Source organism: Streptomyces sp. NPDC050658, assembly GCF_044457025.1.
Lineage (GTDB): Bacteria > Actinomycetota > Actinomycetes > Streptomycetales > Streptomycetaceae > Streptomyces.
Genome location: NZ_JBITGM010000002.1, coordinates 205,916 through 220,899, shown reverse-complemented (window position 1 = coordinate 220,899; position 14,984 = coordinate 205,916). Strand labels below are relative to the sequence as shown.

Annotated in this window: 12 protein-coding genes; 7 read left to right on the top strand and 5 right to left on the bottom strand. The window is 69.7% G+C overall.

Annotation, left to right across the window (positions count from 1 at the left end; genetic code table 11):
* Positions 1-52: 52 nt before the first annotated feature.
* Complete coding sequence (locus tag ACIBKX_RS07955; RefSeq protein WP_363271041.1) at positions 53-1,678, top strand: FAD-dependent monooxygenase; 1,626 nt, start codon at positions 53-55, stop codon at positions 1,676-1,678.
* Between the two features lie 111 nt (positions 1,679-1,789).
* Entirely contained in the window at positions 1,790-3,004 is a 1,215-nt protein-coding gene (locus ACIBKX_RS07950; RefSeq protein ID WP_363271040.1) for a cytochrome P450, read from the top strand.
* 63 nt (positions 3,005-3,067) lie between these two features.
* Here ACIBKX_RS07950 and ACIBKX_RS07945 read toward each other — a convergent pair whose 3' ends face one another.
* The 5 genes from ACIBKX_RS07945 to ACIBKX_RS07925 form a co-directional block, all read right to left on the bottom strand.
* A complete protein-coding gene (locus tag ACIBKX_RS07945) occupies positions 3,068-3,946 on the bottom strand; it encodes an NAD(P)-dependent oxidoreductase (protein ID WP_363271039.1) in 879 nt (292 codons plus the stop codon).
* A 388-nt stretch (positions 3,947-4,334) separates the two neighbouring features.
* On the bottom strand, positions 4,335-5,891 hold the full coding sequence (locus tag ACIBKX_RS07940) for a sigma-70 family RNA polymerase sigma factor (protein WP_363271038.1): 1,557 nt from the start codon (positions 5,889-5,891) through the stop codon (positions 4,335-4,337).
* Positions 5,892-6,228: 337 nt separating this feature from the next.
* A complete protein-coding gene (gene xerC, locus ACIBKX_RS07935) occupies positions 6,229-7,536 on the bottom strand; it encodes a hypothetical protein (RefSeq protein ID WP_363271037.1) in 1,308 nt (435 codons plus the stop codon).
* 32 nt (positions 7,537-7,568) lie between these two features.
* Positions 7,569-7,775 (bottom strand): helix-turn-helix domain-containing protein, encoded by a 207-nt coding sequence (locus ACIBKX_RS07930; RefSeq protein ID WP_363271036.1) that lies wholly within the window; start codon positions 7,773-7,775, stop codon positions 7,569-7,571.
* Positions 7,775-8,038, bottom strand: a complete 264-nt coding sequence (locus ACIBKX_RS07925; protein ID WP_399375684.1) for a hypothetical protein — start codon at positions 8,036-8,038, stop codon at positions 7,775-7,777. Before ACIBKX_RS07925 ends, ACIBKX_RS07930 begins: the two co-directional genes overlap by 1 nt.
* A gap of 851 nt (positions 8,039-8,889) precedes the next feature.
* Between ACIBKX_RS07925 and ACIBKX_RS07920 the strand changes: the two genes are divergently transcribed.
* The 5 genes from ACIBKX_RS07920 to ACIBKX_RS07900 all read left to right on the top strand — a co-directional run bounded on the left by ACIBKX_RS07920 (position 8,890) and on the right by ACIBKX_RS07900 (position 14,687).
* On the top strand, positions 8,890-9,732 hold the full coding sequence (locus ACIBKX_RS07920; RefSeq protein ID WP_363271034.1) for a hypothetical protein: 843 nt from the start codon (positions 8,890-8,892) through the stop codon (positions 9,730-9,732).
* Between the two features lie 78 nt (positions 9,733-9,810).
* Entirely contained in the window at positions 9,811-10,185 is a 375-nt protein-coding gene (locus ACIBKX_RS07915) for a pilin (protein WP_363271033.1), read from the top strand.
* A gap of 26 nt (positions 10,186-10,211) precedes the next feature.
* Positions 10,212-11,675 carry a hypothetical protein gene (locus ACIBKX_RS07910; RefSeq protein ID WP_363271032.1) on the top strand — a complete coding sequence of 488 codons (1,464 nt, stop codon included), beginning with the start codon at positions 10,212-10,214 and terminating at the stop codon, positions 11,673-11,675.
* Positions 11,672-12,769: a PrgI family protein gene (locus ACIBKX_RS07905; protein WP_363271031.1), complete on the top strand. Its 1,098-nt coding sequence runs from the start codon at positions 11,672-11,674 to the stop codon at positions 12,767-12,769. The genes ACIBKX_RS07910 and ACIBKX_RS07905 overlap by 4 nt, the downstream gene beginning before the upstream one ends.
* Positions 12,770-12,896: 127 nt before the next feature.
* Positions 12,897-14,687 carry a helicase HerA domain-containing protein gene (locus tag ACIBKX_RS07900; RefSeq protein ID WP_363271030.1) on the top strand — a complete coding sequence of 597 codons (1,791 nt, stop codon included), beginning with the start codon at positions 12,897-12,899 and terminating at the stop codon, positions 14,685-14,687.
* Positions 14,688-14,984: the final 297 nt, after the last annotated feature.

The following is a 14,984-nucleotide window of genomic DNA, read 5'->3' as shown; positions in this document are numbered from 1 at the left end:
GGGTCCGCACCCGGCCCTCCGCACCCGGCCCGACGATGAACGGGAGAGACCGATGCCGCGCTCCCCACTCCATACGGACGTGCTCGTCGTCGGCGGCGGCCCCGTGGGTCTCGCGCTGAGCCTGGCCCTGCGCCACCACGGCGTCGACCACCTGGTGGCCGAGCGCACGGACGGCACGGTGAGCCACCCCAGGGTGGGCACCGTCGGCCCCCGCTCGATGGAACTGTTCCGCCGCTGGGGCGTGGCCCGCGCGCTGCGCGAGGCGGGCTGGCCGGGCGACCATCCGCTCGACGTGGCCTGGGTGACCGCGGTCGGCGGCCACGAGATCCTGCGGCTGCCCTTCGGTACGGCGGCGGGACGGCCGCTGCCCGGCCATACGCCGGAGCCCGATCAGGTCTGCCCCCAGCACTGGTTGATGCCCGCGCTCACCTCCGCGCTCGGCCGCCACCCGCACGGGCCGGTGGGTCTCGGGCTGCGGTGCGAGGGGATCACGCGGTACGACGACCGCGTGACGGCCACCCTGACGGACGAGGCCGACGGGACGAGCCGCACGGTCGAGGCCGCGTACGTGGTGGCCTGCGACGGCGCGGCGTCCCCCCTGCGCAAGGCGTGCGGGGTGCCGGCACCGTCCTACCACCGCACACGGGTGTTCCGGAACATCCTCTTCGACGCCCCCGAACTCCGGGACAGGCTCGGTGAATCGGCGGCCCTGGTGCACTTCCTCACCTCGCCGGGGCTGCTGCGCTACCCGCTGCGGGCGATGGACGGCCGGCGTATGTACCGGCTGACCGCGAGCGCCGAGAGCGAGGCGGAACGGGCCGAGGACGCGGCCGGACTGCTGCGCCGGGCGGTCGTCCTCGACACGCCGCTCACCGTCCTGTCCGACAACACCTGGCATCTCACGCACCGCGTGGCCCGCGGCTTCCGTTCGGGCCGGGTGTTCTTCGCGGGCGACGCCGCCCACACCCTCTCGCCGTCCGGCGGCTTCGGCATGAACACCGGGATCGCCGACGCCGACAACCTCGCCTGGAAGCTCGCGGCGCGGCTCGCCGGCTGGGCCGGGCCCGCACTCCTCGACAGTTACGACACCGAACGGCGCCCGGTGGCCGAGCGCAGCCTCGACGAGGCCCACGCCAACATGGCGCGCACCACGAGCAGGACCCTGCCGCCCGACATCGCCGCGGACACCCCGGACGGCGCACGGGCCCGCGCGGAACTGGCCGAGCGGATGGAACAGGGCGGCGTGCGAAGGGAGTTCGACGCCCCGGACATGGCCTTCGGGCTGCGCTACGCATCCCCGCTGATCGTGAACGGGCACCCGGAGCCGGACGGGAGCAGGGCCGACTGGCGGCGTTCCGCCGTCCCAGGCGTCCGCGCCCCGCACGCCTGGCTGGCACCAGGCCGCTCCACGCTCGACCTCTTCGGCCGGCGCCATGTGCTGATCGCCTTCGACCCGGCCGCGTCGACGACGGCACTGCGGCGCGCGTTCGCACACCACAAGGTGCCCCTCACCGTCACGCCCTGCGCGGACCGGGACGTCGCCCGGCAGTACGGGCATCATCTCGTCCTTGTCCGGCCCGACGGCCATGTCGCCTGGTGCGGCGCGGAGTTGCCCGCCGACGAGGACACGTTCGTACGGCGGCTGCGCGGGGAACTGGCCGCCGCGGCCCCGCACTGACGGGCGGCGCCCGGCACCGGCAGGACGACGCACCGAACAACAGGACTTCAGGACTGGACGACAGGACGACTGGCCGACAGGACGACTGGACGACGCAGCGAAAGGCGAACCATGGACGATCCCGGCGCCCGCACCACGACGTCGACGAGCCTCGTGTTCCCCGCCGACCGGACCTGCCCCTACGAACCCCCGCCGAGCTACGGCCGGCTCCGGGCCGACGGCCCCCTGTCGCGGGTGACCCTGCACGACGGACGGCCCGTATGGGTGGTGACGGGACATGCCGAGGCGCGCGCCCTGCTCGCCGATCCCCGGCTCTCCGCCGACCGGCAGAACCCCGCCTTCCCGCACCCGACTCCGCGCGACGCCGCCCTCAGCTCCCAGGTCACCCCGCTCGTGGGCGTGGACGAACCCAACCACGCGCGCCAACGCCGCCTGGTCCTGCCGACGTTCAGCACCCGCCGCATCGGCTCCATGCGCGAGGACATCCGCAGGATCGCCGACGAGCTGCTCGACACGATGCTGCGGCAGGGACCGCCCGCCGATCTGGTCGCCTCGTTCGCGCAGCCGCTTCCGTCCATGGTGATCTGCGAACTCCTCGGCGTCCCGTACGCCGACCACGAGTTCTTCGAGAGCCGTTCGCACCGGCTGCTCACGGCGTCGACCGCGGCCGGGGCGGAGGGGGCGAGGGCGGAGTTGGAGGGATACCTGCGCGACCTGGTGACGGCCCGGCAGGGCGATCCTCGCGACGCGCTCCTCGACGACCTGATCGCCCAGCAGCGCGCCCAAGGAGAGGTGAACCGTGACGAGTTGGCGGGGATCGCGCTCGTACTCCTGATCGCAGGGCACGAGACCACGACCAACATGATCTCCCTCGGTGTGCTGACCCTGCTCGAACACCCAGGGCAGTGGGCGGAGTTACAGGCTGACCCAACCCTGCTGCCCGGTGCGGTCGACGAACTCCTGCGCTTCCTGTCCGTCGCGGACGGCCTGCTCCGGGTGGCCGTCGCGGACATCTCCGTCGCCGGTCGCGTCATCAGGAGCGGCGACGGGGTGGTGATGGCCACCTCGTTGGTCAACCGCGACGGCAGGACGTTCGCGAGGCCCGACGAACTCGACGTGCGGCGCCCGGCGTACCAGCACATCGCGTTCGGCCACGGCGTCCATCAGTGCCTGGGCCAGAGCCTGGCCCGCGCGGAGCTGGAGATCGCCCTCGCGGCACTCCACGCGCGCGTGGCGACCCTCCGGCAGGTCCGGCCGGCGCGGGACCTGCCGTTCAAGCCGGGCGGCACGATCCAGGGACTGCTGGAGTTTCCGGTGACGTGGTGACGTGGTGACGTGGTGACGTCGTGACCCGGCGACCTGGCGGCCGGGGCGTGATCAGACGCGGCCCTAGTCGCCGAAGCTGGCGAAGTACGCGGCGGCCATGTCCTCGTCCCCGTGCCCCTGGGCTGCGGCGCGCCGCAGCCGTTCCGCGCCGGCCGCCGCCACGTCGAGCCGGACGCCGTGCTGCTCACCGGCCTCGACGATCAGCCGGGCGTCCTTCGCGGCGGTGGTCACCGCGAAGGACGGCGGTGTCAGCCGGTCCTCCAGGATGAGACCGGCCTTGGCGTGCAGATAGCCCATGTCGAGCGGGCCGCCGGCGATCGCGTCGAAGAAGCCCTGCGGATCCACGCCGAGCGCCTGCGCCAGGGCGAGCGCCTCGCCCGTCGCGTTGGTGGCCGCGATGACCCAGCTGTTGGCCACGAGCTTGAGCCGGGTGGCGCTGCCCGCCGCACCGTCGTCCCCGGTCCACACGGTCCTCGCGCCGACGGCGTCGAAGACGGGGGTGACCTTGTCGCGGTCCTCGACGGGTCCTGCGGCGAGCACGAGGAGCGTCCCGGCCTCCGCGGGCTGCCGGGTGCCGAGGATGGGCGCGTCGAAGAAGGAGAGCCCGTGCTGCCGGGCGAACTCGGCCAGTTCGGCGACCCCTTCGACCCCGGCCGTCGTCGACTGGACCCATGCGGTCCCCGGCCGCAGCCCCGGCTCGGCCTGCCGCATCACCTCCAGGGCGGCGGGACCGTCGTACAGCGTGGTGAGGACGACATCGGCGCCCTCGACGGCATCGGCGGGCGCGGTGGCGACATACGCGCCGTCGGCGGCGAGCGGCTCCGCCTTGGCGTGGCTGCGGTTCCAGACCCGGACCTGGTGCCCGGCGCGGACGAGGTTGCGGGCCATCGCGGCCCCGATGATCCCGGTGCCGAGTACGCCGACGGTGCGCTGCTCTGTCATGGTTCAACTCCTGATCTCTACGGCTACATCCATGATTCTCGTGCGTGCGTACCTACGTCGGCCGAGCGAGGGGGCGCGTGGTGGTGGGGGGCGGTGGGCACGGCGGGTCGGCCGGGGCGGTGAACACGAGCAACGACCTGCCCCGGCGACGGTGAGCTTCGTCAACCGGACGGACGACGTCGCGCGCCTCGACGGCTGGTTCGGCGCGCGGTGGAGGGCCGCAGACCGGGTCGGGTGGGCCTCGGGCCGCTCTACGGCCTGCGCGGCGTCGGCTCCGAGTCGGCTCCGACGGGAACGCGCAGGGGCGCGCCGCTGCTCATGCCCGCCCCGAGGAGCGACGCCGCACCGCCGCACCACCCCCCCGCGCCGCCCGAGCGCGCCGCGTCGCTCAGAGCGCCGTGCCGAACGCCTGCGTCCACCAGGGGCCGCCGGAGCCGTTGTGGATGCCTACGCCGAGCTCCTTGAAGGAGCAGTTGAGGATGTTCGCGCGGTGCCCCTCGCTGTTCATCCACGAGTCCATGACCGAGGCCGGGGTCTGCTGGCCGCGTGCGATGTTCTCGCCGTAGGTGCTCCAGCGGTAGCCGGCCGCGGTGATGCGGTCGCCGGGGTCCTTGCCGTCGGGGCTCGTGTGGTCGAAGTAGTCGCGGGCGGCCATGTCGGCGGAGTGGTTGGTGGCCGCCGTGGCGAGCTTGGCGTTGGACTTCACGGGGCCGCAACCCGCCTTGGAGCGCTCGGTGTTGACCAGCGCGATGACCTGGTCGGCGACGCCGCTTGGGGTGGCGGGCGGCGGGGCCGCCGTCTTCGTCCTCGTCGGCTCCGGCGCGGGTTTGGTCTTCGTGGGCGTCGGCTTCGGCTTCGGCTTCGCCTTGGTCTTGCTCGGCTTGGGCTTCGGGCTCTTGGACGGCTTCGCCGACTTGCTCGGGCTCTTCGAGGGCGAGGCGCTGGTGGGGGAGGCCGGGGCCGCCGCGGTGGAGGGCGAGGTCTCGTCCGAGTCCGCCGGGGTGGTGAGCAGGTAGGCGGTGCCGCCGCCGACGAGGAGGGCGGCCGCCGCGGCGGCCACGGTCGCGTTGCGGCGGCGTCTGGCGCGCTCCAGACGGGCCTGGCCGCGCGGACTCGCGTGCGCCGCGTCGGCGTGCGCCACCGTCACGAGGGCGGGCGACATCACCCGGTCCGCGAGCGCCGCCGCCACCGGGACCAGGCCGAGGGCGATCAGGAGCCGCTCGGCGGGCACCAGGTTGGACCAGTGGCTCGCGCAGACCGCGCAGTCACGGGCGTGCCGGGCAAGCCGCTTGCGCCACAGCGCGGAGGGCAGACCGTCCCAGCCCGCCGCCAGCTGCTCGAGCTCGCCGCAGCGCGGCTGGGCCGACAGCGCGCGGACCACGACGCGGGCGGTCTCCAGCTGGGCCTTCATCCGCTGCACCCGTACCGCCGTGTGCTGCGGCGTCTGCTCCAGCGCGGCGGCGACCTCGGGGCGCGTGAGCTCCCCGGCGGACTCCAGCCACCACAGCGACAGCAGGGCGCGGTCGTCCTCGTCGAGCCAGCGGGTCGCCTCGGCGGTCTCGCGGCGCTGGCCGGAGAGACCGAGGCGGGCGATGGTCAGGTCCACGAAGTCGGCACCGGGGTCGACCACGTCGTACCCGTCGTCCAGACCACCGCCGGCGGGTATGGGCTCCGCGCCGCGACCGCGCCAGTGGCCGCGTATCTGGTTCATCGTGATGGCCACGAGCCAGCTGCGGAAGCTCTCCGGGCTGCGCAGCCCGTCGAGCCCCCCGAGCACGCGGAGCATGGTCTCCTGCACCACGTCGTCCACGTCCGCGTGGCCGTTCAGGGCCCGCCCGACGATGTTGTAGACCAGCGGCAGGTACTCGGCAACGAGCTCGTCCTGCGCCTGCTCGTTCCCCGCCCGTGCCGCCATGATCATCGCGACTTCACGTTCACTGCTCACGCTTCGTCCACTCTCTGTCCCGGGACCTGTCTCCTCCGACAGAAGGGGAGATCCCTGGTCTCCGCCCCGATAACAGAAACCTGAGGGGACACTTTTGATAGACCTCGACATGGGGCCTGAGCTGGGGATACTAACCAGGCCCGGCGGCGCGGTGCACAACGGGTGCACATGCGCCGGGCCCCAGACAACCACAGCAATGGGAACGCACGCTTCGGTGATCACGGCTTCTGGCCCTTCCTGGCCTCGTGGCAGTTCCGGTGCCGCGCTACGGTCATTCCACTTGCGGGACGCCGCTCCGGCGTGCCTCGGCAACGTACGGTGAACACCAGCGACACACTCAGGTACCTGTGCTTCGCCGACCTCGCTCGGCTCGGGGCATCAGGGCCGATTCCGGCAGCCCCGGGGGCGCGGGTATGCCGTACAGCTCTTCGAACGAGGCCGGGGCATGCTCCCAGTCCACCTCCCACACCAGATAGCCGTATGTGTCCAACGTCTCGGCCAGGTGAGCGTGGCGCATGCGGGCCTGGACCTTGCGTGGCTCCACCCCGGACGCCACAAGAACTGCGTCGACGAAGTGCCGCAGGTCACGGAAAGTGGTGTTCTCTGGGAGCTCGATTCCCCGCCCTCTGACCTTCTCCTTCGCCAGGTTGAACGCATAGCACAACGCGCTCTGTCGCACCGGCGCCCGATACTTGTTGAGCGTGACGAGGTGGTCGTACTCCCGCTGGATGGGCGGCAGACCTCGGCGCTCACGCTTCCGCAAGGTCGCTGCCGACAACGGAGCCCGCCACCGAGCCATGTGCTCTTGGTACCTCTCCCATAAGAACGAGCCGACCGGGAGCGATGAGTGACTGGCGTCCGTTTTCAAGGGCACGGCCTTACCCTCCTGGCGCTGCTCCTCCACTATTTGCCTGCCCGGCACGCTCTCCATGTCCGAACGGCGCACCGCGGTGGCCTCCATCGAGCGGAGGGCCTGGAGAGCGCCCAGCCAGATCAGGATCTCGTACCAAGGATGGATCTCTTCGGACAAGGCGACGACGCATTCCCACGTCAGGCGCGCAACATGGCTGGTCCCCTGGGGGAGACGGATACCCGCTACCGGATTGCCATCCAGTAGACCGTCCTCAACCGCCCTGGCCAGCATGACCGACAGCGTCTTCTTCACCCCTGTCCGAGTCGAATCCGGCATCCCTTCCTTCTTCAACATGGCTAGGAAGTCTCGATACTCGCCACGCTTCACATCACTCACACGGCGTGAGCCCAGCACGGGGACGACCTGGGCCCTGAGCCGGTACGTGTACGTGTTGATCGTCCCCTCCCGGCCCTCGTGCCGGCTCAGGAACGTCTCCACGTACTCCTCGATGGTCGGTGTCGTGTCCTTCCGTCCCCGGCTGCGAGGGAAGGGATCCCTGCCCTCGTCCACTGCTGCCCGCTGGCTGCGTTGGTAGGAGGCCGCGGCTTGCTTCCTGTTCTTCGGGAAGTTCTTGGACCTCTGCCGACCGTTCTCGTCCCGCCAGCGCGCCTGCCACCGCATCGCACAGCCGTGCTCAGAGCTCGACACCAAGCCCTCGTGTTCCGGGCATTCGGCCTCATCTGGCCCTGGCCGGGACTTGTGCCAGCGGTCGTACGGCTCCTCACCCGCCATGCCGGTACCTCCTCTCATCTGTTCGGGACGTCTTAATGCTGCTGCCTCGCCTCGACGCACCGGTCGACATCGGATTCCCGGTATCGCAGTGCTCGGCCGCCCATGCGAAGGGGTTCAGGTCCGCGCCGTTCCACCTCCCAGGTGCTCGCCCAGTTGTAGAGCGTCTTCCGCTTGACCCGGAGGCGGTCGGCCGCTTCCTGAGACGTCAACCAGCGCTCATGAGGAATGGGCTTCGGCATCAGTGCTCCAGAGCCCGCACCGCGGGAAGCGGACGAATGAACAGCGACAGACCGGCGTGCGGGTGTTGAGGCGTCCCGCACAGGGCCACTTGGTCCAGCTGGACGAGACCGGCGCGCAGCGCGACCGGTGTCAGGAACCCGCGGGTCGTCGTCGAGCAAGTCCCCGCGGCGTGACTGTGAGTGATGAAGGCGAGCAGCCCGGCCGTGCTGAGAAGGGCGTTCCACGGGACCTGGTCGATCCAATCGGTCCACCGTGCGTCCACACAGGCGATCACCATGTCGAAGCGATCCGGGTCGGACTCCAGGGGCTCTGGCCGGTCGTCGACAGTCCGATGGGCGACTGTCTGCGGTGCGGGCGGCCACGACGTCGGTCCAGGTCCGGACTGTGCCCTCGTGGGTGAGCCGCCGCCGTCCCATGGGCGACGAACAGGAAGGACTGTGCGTACGGCTACTGTCCTGCCCAGTCCCGAGGCGGACTCGGCGGCCTTGTCCAGAGGGCCGCGTTGATCGTAGTGGGGATCATCTGTGTGTGCGGTAAGCAACAGCACGCTCTCTCGAGGCTGACAGTAGTGGGCGACCACGTCGAGGACGGTGTGCGTCAGCCAGCCGGAAGTGCCGTGGCTGTCCGGCGGGTCGTAGGAATGCGGCATCTCGGATCCCTCGTGTTCCTCTTCGGCGACGTGTTTCTGTCGCCTCAAGAGGCCGGGATTCGCCGCCGCTTTCGACACAGGTCGGCTGGCTTCACCAGCCGTGATCAGCGGACCTCTTGCTGCCGACGTCCTGAACTTCCCATGGCAGCACTACTAAATGGGCTGGTCAGGCACTGCTACGGCGCTACTGGACGTCGCTTGCGCAGCTCCTAGCCGGACCGCCTCACTGGGTGGCAACACGCGACCGCCTACGGCCCTGCGCAAAGTCAGGCGACCGACGCAATGGCTTAGGCGGCAGTTGCCGTCTTCTTGGCGGAAGGCGTGCCTCCTGAAGGCGTCAGGACACTGGTTCGCCCTCGAAGGAGGCGTCTCCTATGTCAGGTGCGAGGCACGATGCTCGCGGAGCCGCGGGCTGGTCATCGGGGCAGAGAACGCCGCTGAGCATCGCTCGACAGTGCTTCAACGTGCTGGTCGCGGGGCCGCGACCACTGGCCCTGGACTGCCAAGACCTCGCCGGTCTTCCCCAAGGCCTCGTCCGTCTGGACGAGTTGCTCGACCTGCTGCTCCACGGGCACTGCCCACGCGCTACGAAGGATGCCGTCTGGTTCGAGCTCGTGCAGCGCTCGCGGGCCGACGGCGTGTCCTGGACGCTGGCCTGCACGGGAATGGCTCTGCCTGCGCTGGCCGGGGTTTCGAGGCGGCTCGCGGTGCGCTATCCAGGGGACCCGGCAGACGTACAAGCCGAAGTCCTTACCGGATTTCTCGGGGCGCTGCCCACCATCGATCTGGGCCGGCCGAGCGTGCTCGTGCGGCTCAAGTGGGCTGCATTCCGGCAGGGGTTCGCGGCTCTGTCCGAGGCTCTGGACGCTCCCACCCCCGCGCGTCCAGAGTTCGAGTCCGCACCGTCGATAGAGCCTTGGGGGCATCCCGACCTCGTGCTGGCCCGGGCAGTCAGGTCGGGGGTCCTGACCCGGACCGAGGCAGACCTGATCGGCGGCACACGTCTGGACAGGGAGTCTGTGACGGACTGGGCGATCGCCCACAAAGCGACGGCTGGAGCTGTCTACAAAGCACGCCGCCGGGCCGAATGCCGACTGGTTGCCTTCATCCGGGACGGGATCCGGACCGTGAGTGCAGACGACCCGGTGGCCGGAGCAGTAGCGGCGGATCTCGCGGGCCCCAACGTACTGCAGCGCGCCCAGCGGGTGGCGCGGCAGCCATCTCGCTCCGTATCCGACGAGCGAGTGCCGGCTCAGACGGCAGCCGAACGATTGGCGCCATCCAGAGTGTCCAAAGGCGTCGCCTAGGACGGTCTTCTCGGGTGCGGGGTTCCCCATCGGTGGTCGCCCCCGCGCCCTCCATCTCCGACGTCGGAGGTGCTCCCGATGCGTCACAAGACTCTCTGTTCCATCCGCTGCCGACTAGCTCGGTGGCTCCTCCTCAGCCTCCTCGCCGCCGTGTTCTGCGTGTCCTCCGCTTCCGTGGCCTCCGCTGTGGATACCGGCCAGGTGCTCGCATTGGCCAAGTCCGTCAATGAAGTCCTGGACAACATCCGCAACTGGATCATGGGCATCCTGGCCGGCCTGGCGACGGTGTTCGTCACGGTCGGAGGAGTGCGATACCTCATGGCCGGTGGGGACCCGGGAGAGGTCGAGAAGGCCAAGACCGCGTTCAAGAGCGCGGGGTGGGGGTACAGCCTGGCCGCCCTTGCACCGCTCGTCGTCGCGATTCTGAAAGGGATCGTCGGAGCGGGGGACTGATGAGCCTCTGTCAGGTCTCCGCTGCCTTGGCCCGTGCCTCCGCGTCGACACAGCTTCCCGAGGCCGGCTCCGCCCGCCCCTCGGACGGCATTGTCGACTGGGTCGCAAAGGGCGTCACTGCGGCCATCAACGCCTTCTTCGAAGGGTTGGTGAGCGCCGCACTCAAGCCGCTCCTGGATCTCCTCAGCCATACGCTGCTCGCCACGCCGACTCCCGATTCACTGCCCCGAGTCGGCCAGCTGTGGACAGACTCCTGGCAGATCGCCATGGCCTGCTACTCATTGCTGATCATGGTGGCCGGGATCCTGTTGATGGCCCACGGGACAGTGCAGACGCGCTACTCGATCAGAGAACTGGGCCCGCGGATCCCGCTCGGTTTCCTCGCTGCCGGCCTCTCGCTCATCCTCGCCGAGAAGGCCGTGGACCTCGCCAATGCGGTGTCGACGGCGGTGCTGACCGGCGGGCTCGACAAGCAGTCGGCGGGCGCGGCGCTCCGCGAGTTCGTCTTCAGCAGCTTCGACTCCAACAGCGGCATCTTCATGGTGCTCATGTGGGGCGTGGTCGCAGTTGTCCTCGTCGCCCTGCTCGTGACGTACATCGTGCGGGTCGCTCTGACGATCCTGCTGATCGCCGGGGCCCCGCTCGCCCTGATGTGCCACGCCCTGCCGATGACGGACGGTGTCGCGCGCTGGTGGTGGCGGATCTTCGGCGGGCTGCTGGTGATTCAGGTCGCACAGTCCATGGCCTTGATCGTGGCCATCCGGGTCTTCCTGACTCCCGGGAATTTCAGCCCCTTCGGCTCGACACGCAATGGCTTCGTCAGCGTGCTCGTCGTACTGGGGATCATGTACATCCTCTTCAAGATCCCGTTCTGGATTCTTGGCTCGGCCCGCGTCGGTCATGGGCGGTCGTTCGCCGGCCGGATCCTGCGCGCTGCTGTGGCGTACCGGATCTTCGGGATGGTGCGTGCTGCTGCTCGTGGCGGGGCCGATCATGGCCGTCAGGGGCGGAGCAGGCGTCACCACGTCGCCTCGATGTCTTCCCCTGGCCGCGGGCCGGCGGGCATTGGCGCGCAGCGGGCCAGGAGCGCTGGCGGCGGTCAACGCGCAGGCAGTAGCGGTGTCCCCCGTAGTGCTCCTGGACTGCCGCTGTTCCTCGCTCCCAACCAGACATCCCGGACGACGAGTTCGACCCGCCCGAGCAGCCCGCTCCCGGTTCCCGGGCTGCCCACGTTCCTCCCGCCGGTGAGCAGTCCAGGACAGCCAATACGGCCCATCAGCCGCCCCTCGCAGGCCCGCGCAGCGCCTCGCTTCCAGGAGCCTGGCGCGCAGACCACCCCGCCCGTAGTGCGCCCCTTGCGGACTACTCGGCCTCCGGCTCCGACCGTCTTCCGGGCTCCCTCGCTGCCGGCCAACGGCCCGCCGCCCTCACGCAGGGCCACGCCGCCCCTCCCACGCGATCCCTTCCGACCTGGAGGTGACCGGCGATGACGCACCCGGTACGCATTCCTGCCGACGTCGATCACGAGGACACGGTGCTGGGGAACCTCAACGCCCGTCAGCTGCTGATCCTCGCCCTTACCGGCGCGGTCCTGTACGGCTTCTGGTCGCTCACCCGGAACCTCGTACCTCTCCCCGTCATCCTGCTCGTGGCCCTGCCCTTCGGAGGTGCGGCTGTCATGCTCGCGCTCGGCAGCCGCGACGGACTGTCCCTGGACCGCCTTGCCCTGGCTGCCGTCCGTCAGCGAATGGCGCCGCGCTATCGAGTAGCCGCGTCGGAGGGCTTCTACCCGCCGCCTGACTGGTTGCGTGGGCGAGTGAGTGCCACAGGGGCATTGAAGGACCCAACACTCTCACCGGACTTCGCCCCGGCACCGCTGCGGCTGCCTGCCGAAGACGTGACCGAGACCGGTGTGGTGGATCTCGGTCTGGACGGGCTCGCAGTGATCGCCATGTGCGGGACCGTGAATTTCGCGCTCCGTACCCCGTCCGAGCAGGAGGCTCTGGTGAGTTCCTTTGGGCGCTATCTGCATTCGCTGACCTCGCCGGTGCAGATCCTCATACGCGTTGAGCGCCTAGACCTCTCGGGTCGGATTGCTGAGTTGCGGGAGTACGCCCCTCAGTGGCCTCACCCGGCCCTTGAGAGGGCAGCCCGCGAACACACGCAGTACCTGGAGCAGTTGGCCTGCGACGCCGACCTGCTGCGCCGCCAAGTCCTGCTCGTCCTGCGCGAGCCCCTGCACCGCACCGGTTCCGCCGACGACCGTGGTGGTGGCTCCACGCTCTCCGGGCTCGCCCAGCGCAAGACACGCCGAAACACGGCCCACCGGCACTCCCTCGACCAAGACCGCTCCCAGCTCCGTGCAGCGGAGGCGCGACTGGCAAGGCGCCTCACCGAGGCCGCCGAGCTGCTGGGCCCCATCGGCATCGTCGTCGCGCCGCTGGACTCCGCACAGGCCACCGCCGTACTCGCCGCCGCCTGCGATCCGGACAGTCTGGTGCCGCCGTCGCCCGATCTTGCCCGTGCCGGACAGGTCATCACGGGCTCTCTTGAGGCTGGGGCTGAGCCATATGAAGCGCCATGACAGCGGGCGTCGCAGCCAGCCCCAGACAACTGCAGGAGGAACCGAAGAGATGCCAGCCCGCAGTGCCTCTTTCGGTCCCGACTCCTTGGCCGTGGCACCCCGCCACCTTGAGATCGGCGACGAGTGCGTGGCCTCGTTCGCGATCACCGGCTACCCCCGAGAGGTACACCCGGGCTGGCTGCAACCGCTGCTCACTTACCCGGGACGGGTCGACGTCTGCCTGCACATCGAGCCGATCGACTCAGTGACGGCCGCGAACCGCCTGAAGCGACAGTTGGCCCGGCTCGAATCCAGCCGCCGTTACGGCCAGGACAAGGGGCGGTTGCTTGATCCGCAGGTCGAGGCCGCCACCGAAGACGCGTACGACCTGTCGTCCCGCATCGCCCGCGGCGAGGGCAAGCTCTACCGTCTCGGCCTCTACCTCACCGTGCACGCCTCGGGCGAAGACGCCCTCAGGAACGAGGTGGCCGCCGTTCGCTCGCTGGCCGCCAGCCTCCTGCTGGATGCCAAGCCGGCCACCTACCGCAGCCTCCAGGGCTGGGTCACCTGCCTTCCCATGGGCCTGGATCGACTCAAGACCCGCCGTACGTTCGACACCAGCGCCCTCGCCGCGGCGTTCCCCTTCACGAGCCCGGATCTGCCTTCCGCCGACCCCACTTCGATCGCGGCGCCGAGCGGGGTGCTGTACGGCTACAACATCGGAAGTCAGGGGCTGGTCCACTGGGACCGCTTCGCCCAGGACAACCACAACTCGGTCCTCCTGGGCCGCTCAGGATCGGGCAAGTCATACCTGGCCAAGCTGGAGTTGTTGCGCTCGCTGTACCGGGGGATCGAGATCTATGTCGTCGACCCCGAGAACGAGTACGCCCGCCTGGCCGAAGCCGTTGGCGGCACATACGTTCACCTAGGGACCGAGAGCGCACGGCTCAATCCCTTCGACCTGCCCGTCCACACCCGTCCGGATGGTCGTCGAACAGCGCCCAGAGACGCGCTCGTACGCCGCTCCCTGTTCCTACACACCGTCATCGACGTCCTGCTGGGAGGCTCGGTGCGGCCTGCCGAACGAGCTGTCCTTGACCGTGCGATCACAGCGACATACCAACGCGTCGGCATCACAGCGGACCCGCGCAGCTGGCTACGTCCTGCGCCGCTCCTCGGCGATCTGACCGACGTACTCGACCGGTCCAAGGACAATGCCGCTGCTGAACTGGCCGCACGGCTGGCCCCATTCGTCCGCGGCGCCTTCTCCGGTCCCTTCTCGGGACCGACCACCCGGCAGCCCGAAGGGCACCTCGTGGTCTTCTCCTTGCGCGATGTCGCGGACGAGCTCAAGGGCATCGGCACGCTCCTCACTCTCGACTCGGTCTGGCGTCATGTGTCCAACCCGGCGCTGCGCAGGCCCCGTCTGGTCGTGGTCGACGAAGCGTGGCTTCTCATGCGGGAGCAGGCCGGAGCCAATTTCCTGTTCCGCATGGCGAAGGCCAGCCGCAAGCACTGGGCCGGGGTGACCGTCGCCACCCAGGACACCGCCGACGTGCTGAGCACGGAACTGGGCAAGGCTGTGGTGTCCAACGCCGCCACCCAGATCCTGCTCCGCCAGGCCTCCCAAGCCATTGACGAGATCACCCGGACCTTCGATCTCTCGGAAGGCGAGCGTCAGTTCCTGCTGACCGCAGACCGAGGACAAGGCCTGCTGTGTGCGGGTCCGCAACGGGTGGCCTTCCACAGCGTCGCCTCTCCGACTGAGCACTTTCTCGTGACGACCAACCCGGCCGAGCTCGCGTCGTACGCCGAGCAGGAGATGGCCACTGCGGCGACCGACGGCTCATTTCTGGAGTTCGAGGCCGCAGGAGGCGACACCGACCTCACCGGGCCGGACGAATCACCTGACGGCCAGATCCAGCTCGACCTGACGTGATGGCGGTGGTGGTCATGCTCCTCGTCTCAGGTACAGGCACCCGCAAGACGTCCGTGTCCGCATCGGCGCTTGAGGAGTATCTGCACGATCCACTCGGAGCCATCAGGTCTCTGGTCTCATACTTCCAGGAGTTCCTTCGCGCCTGGGGGCCCTACGCCCTCCCGGCCCTCGTGCTCCTGTTCCTCTCGACGTCCATGGTCTGTCGCTGGTGGCGCCGGCGTTGTCACAAAGCGCTGGCCACCCACGCCCACGTCGTGTCGATTCTTCCGCCACCCGAGGCTGAGCCCGCGGGCGCAG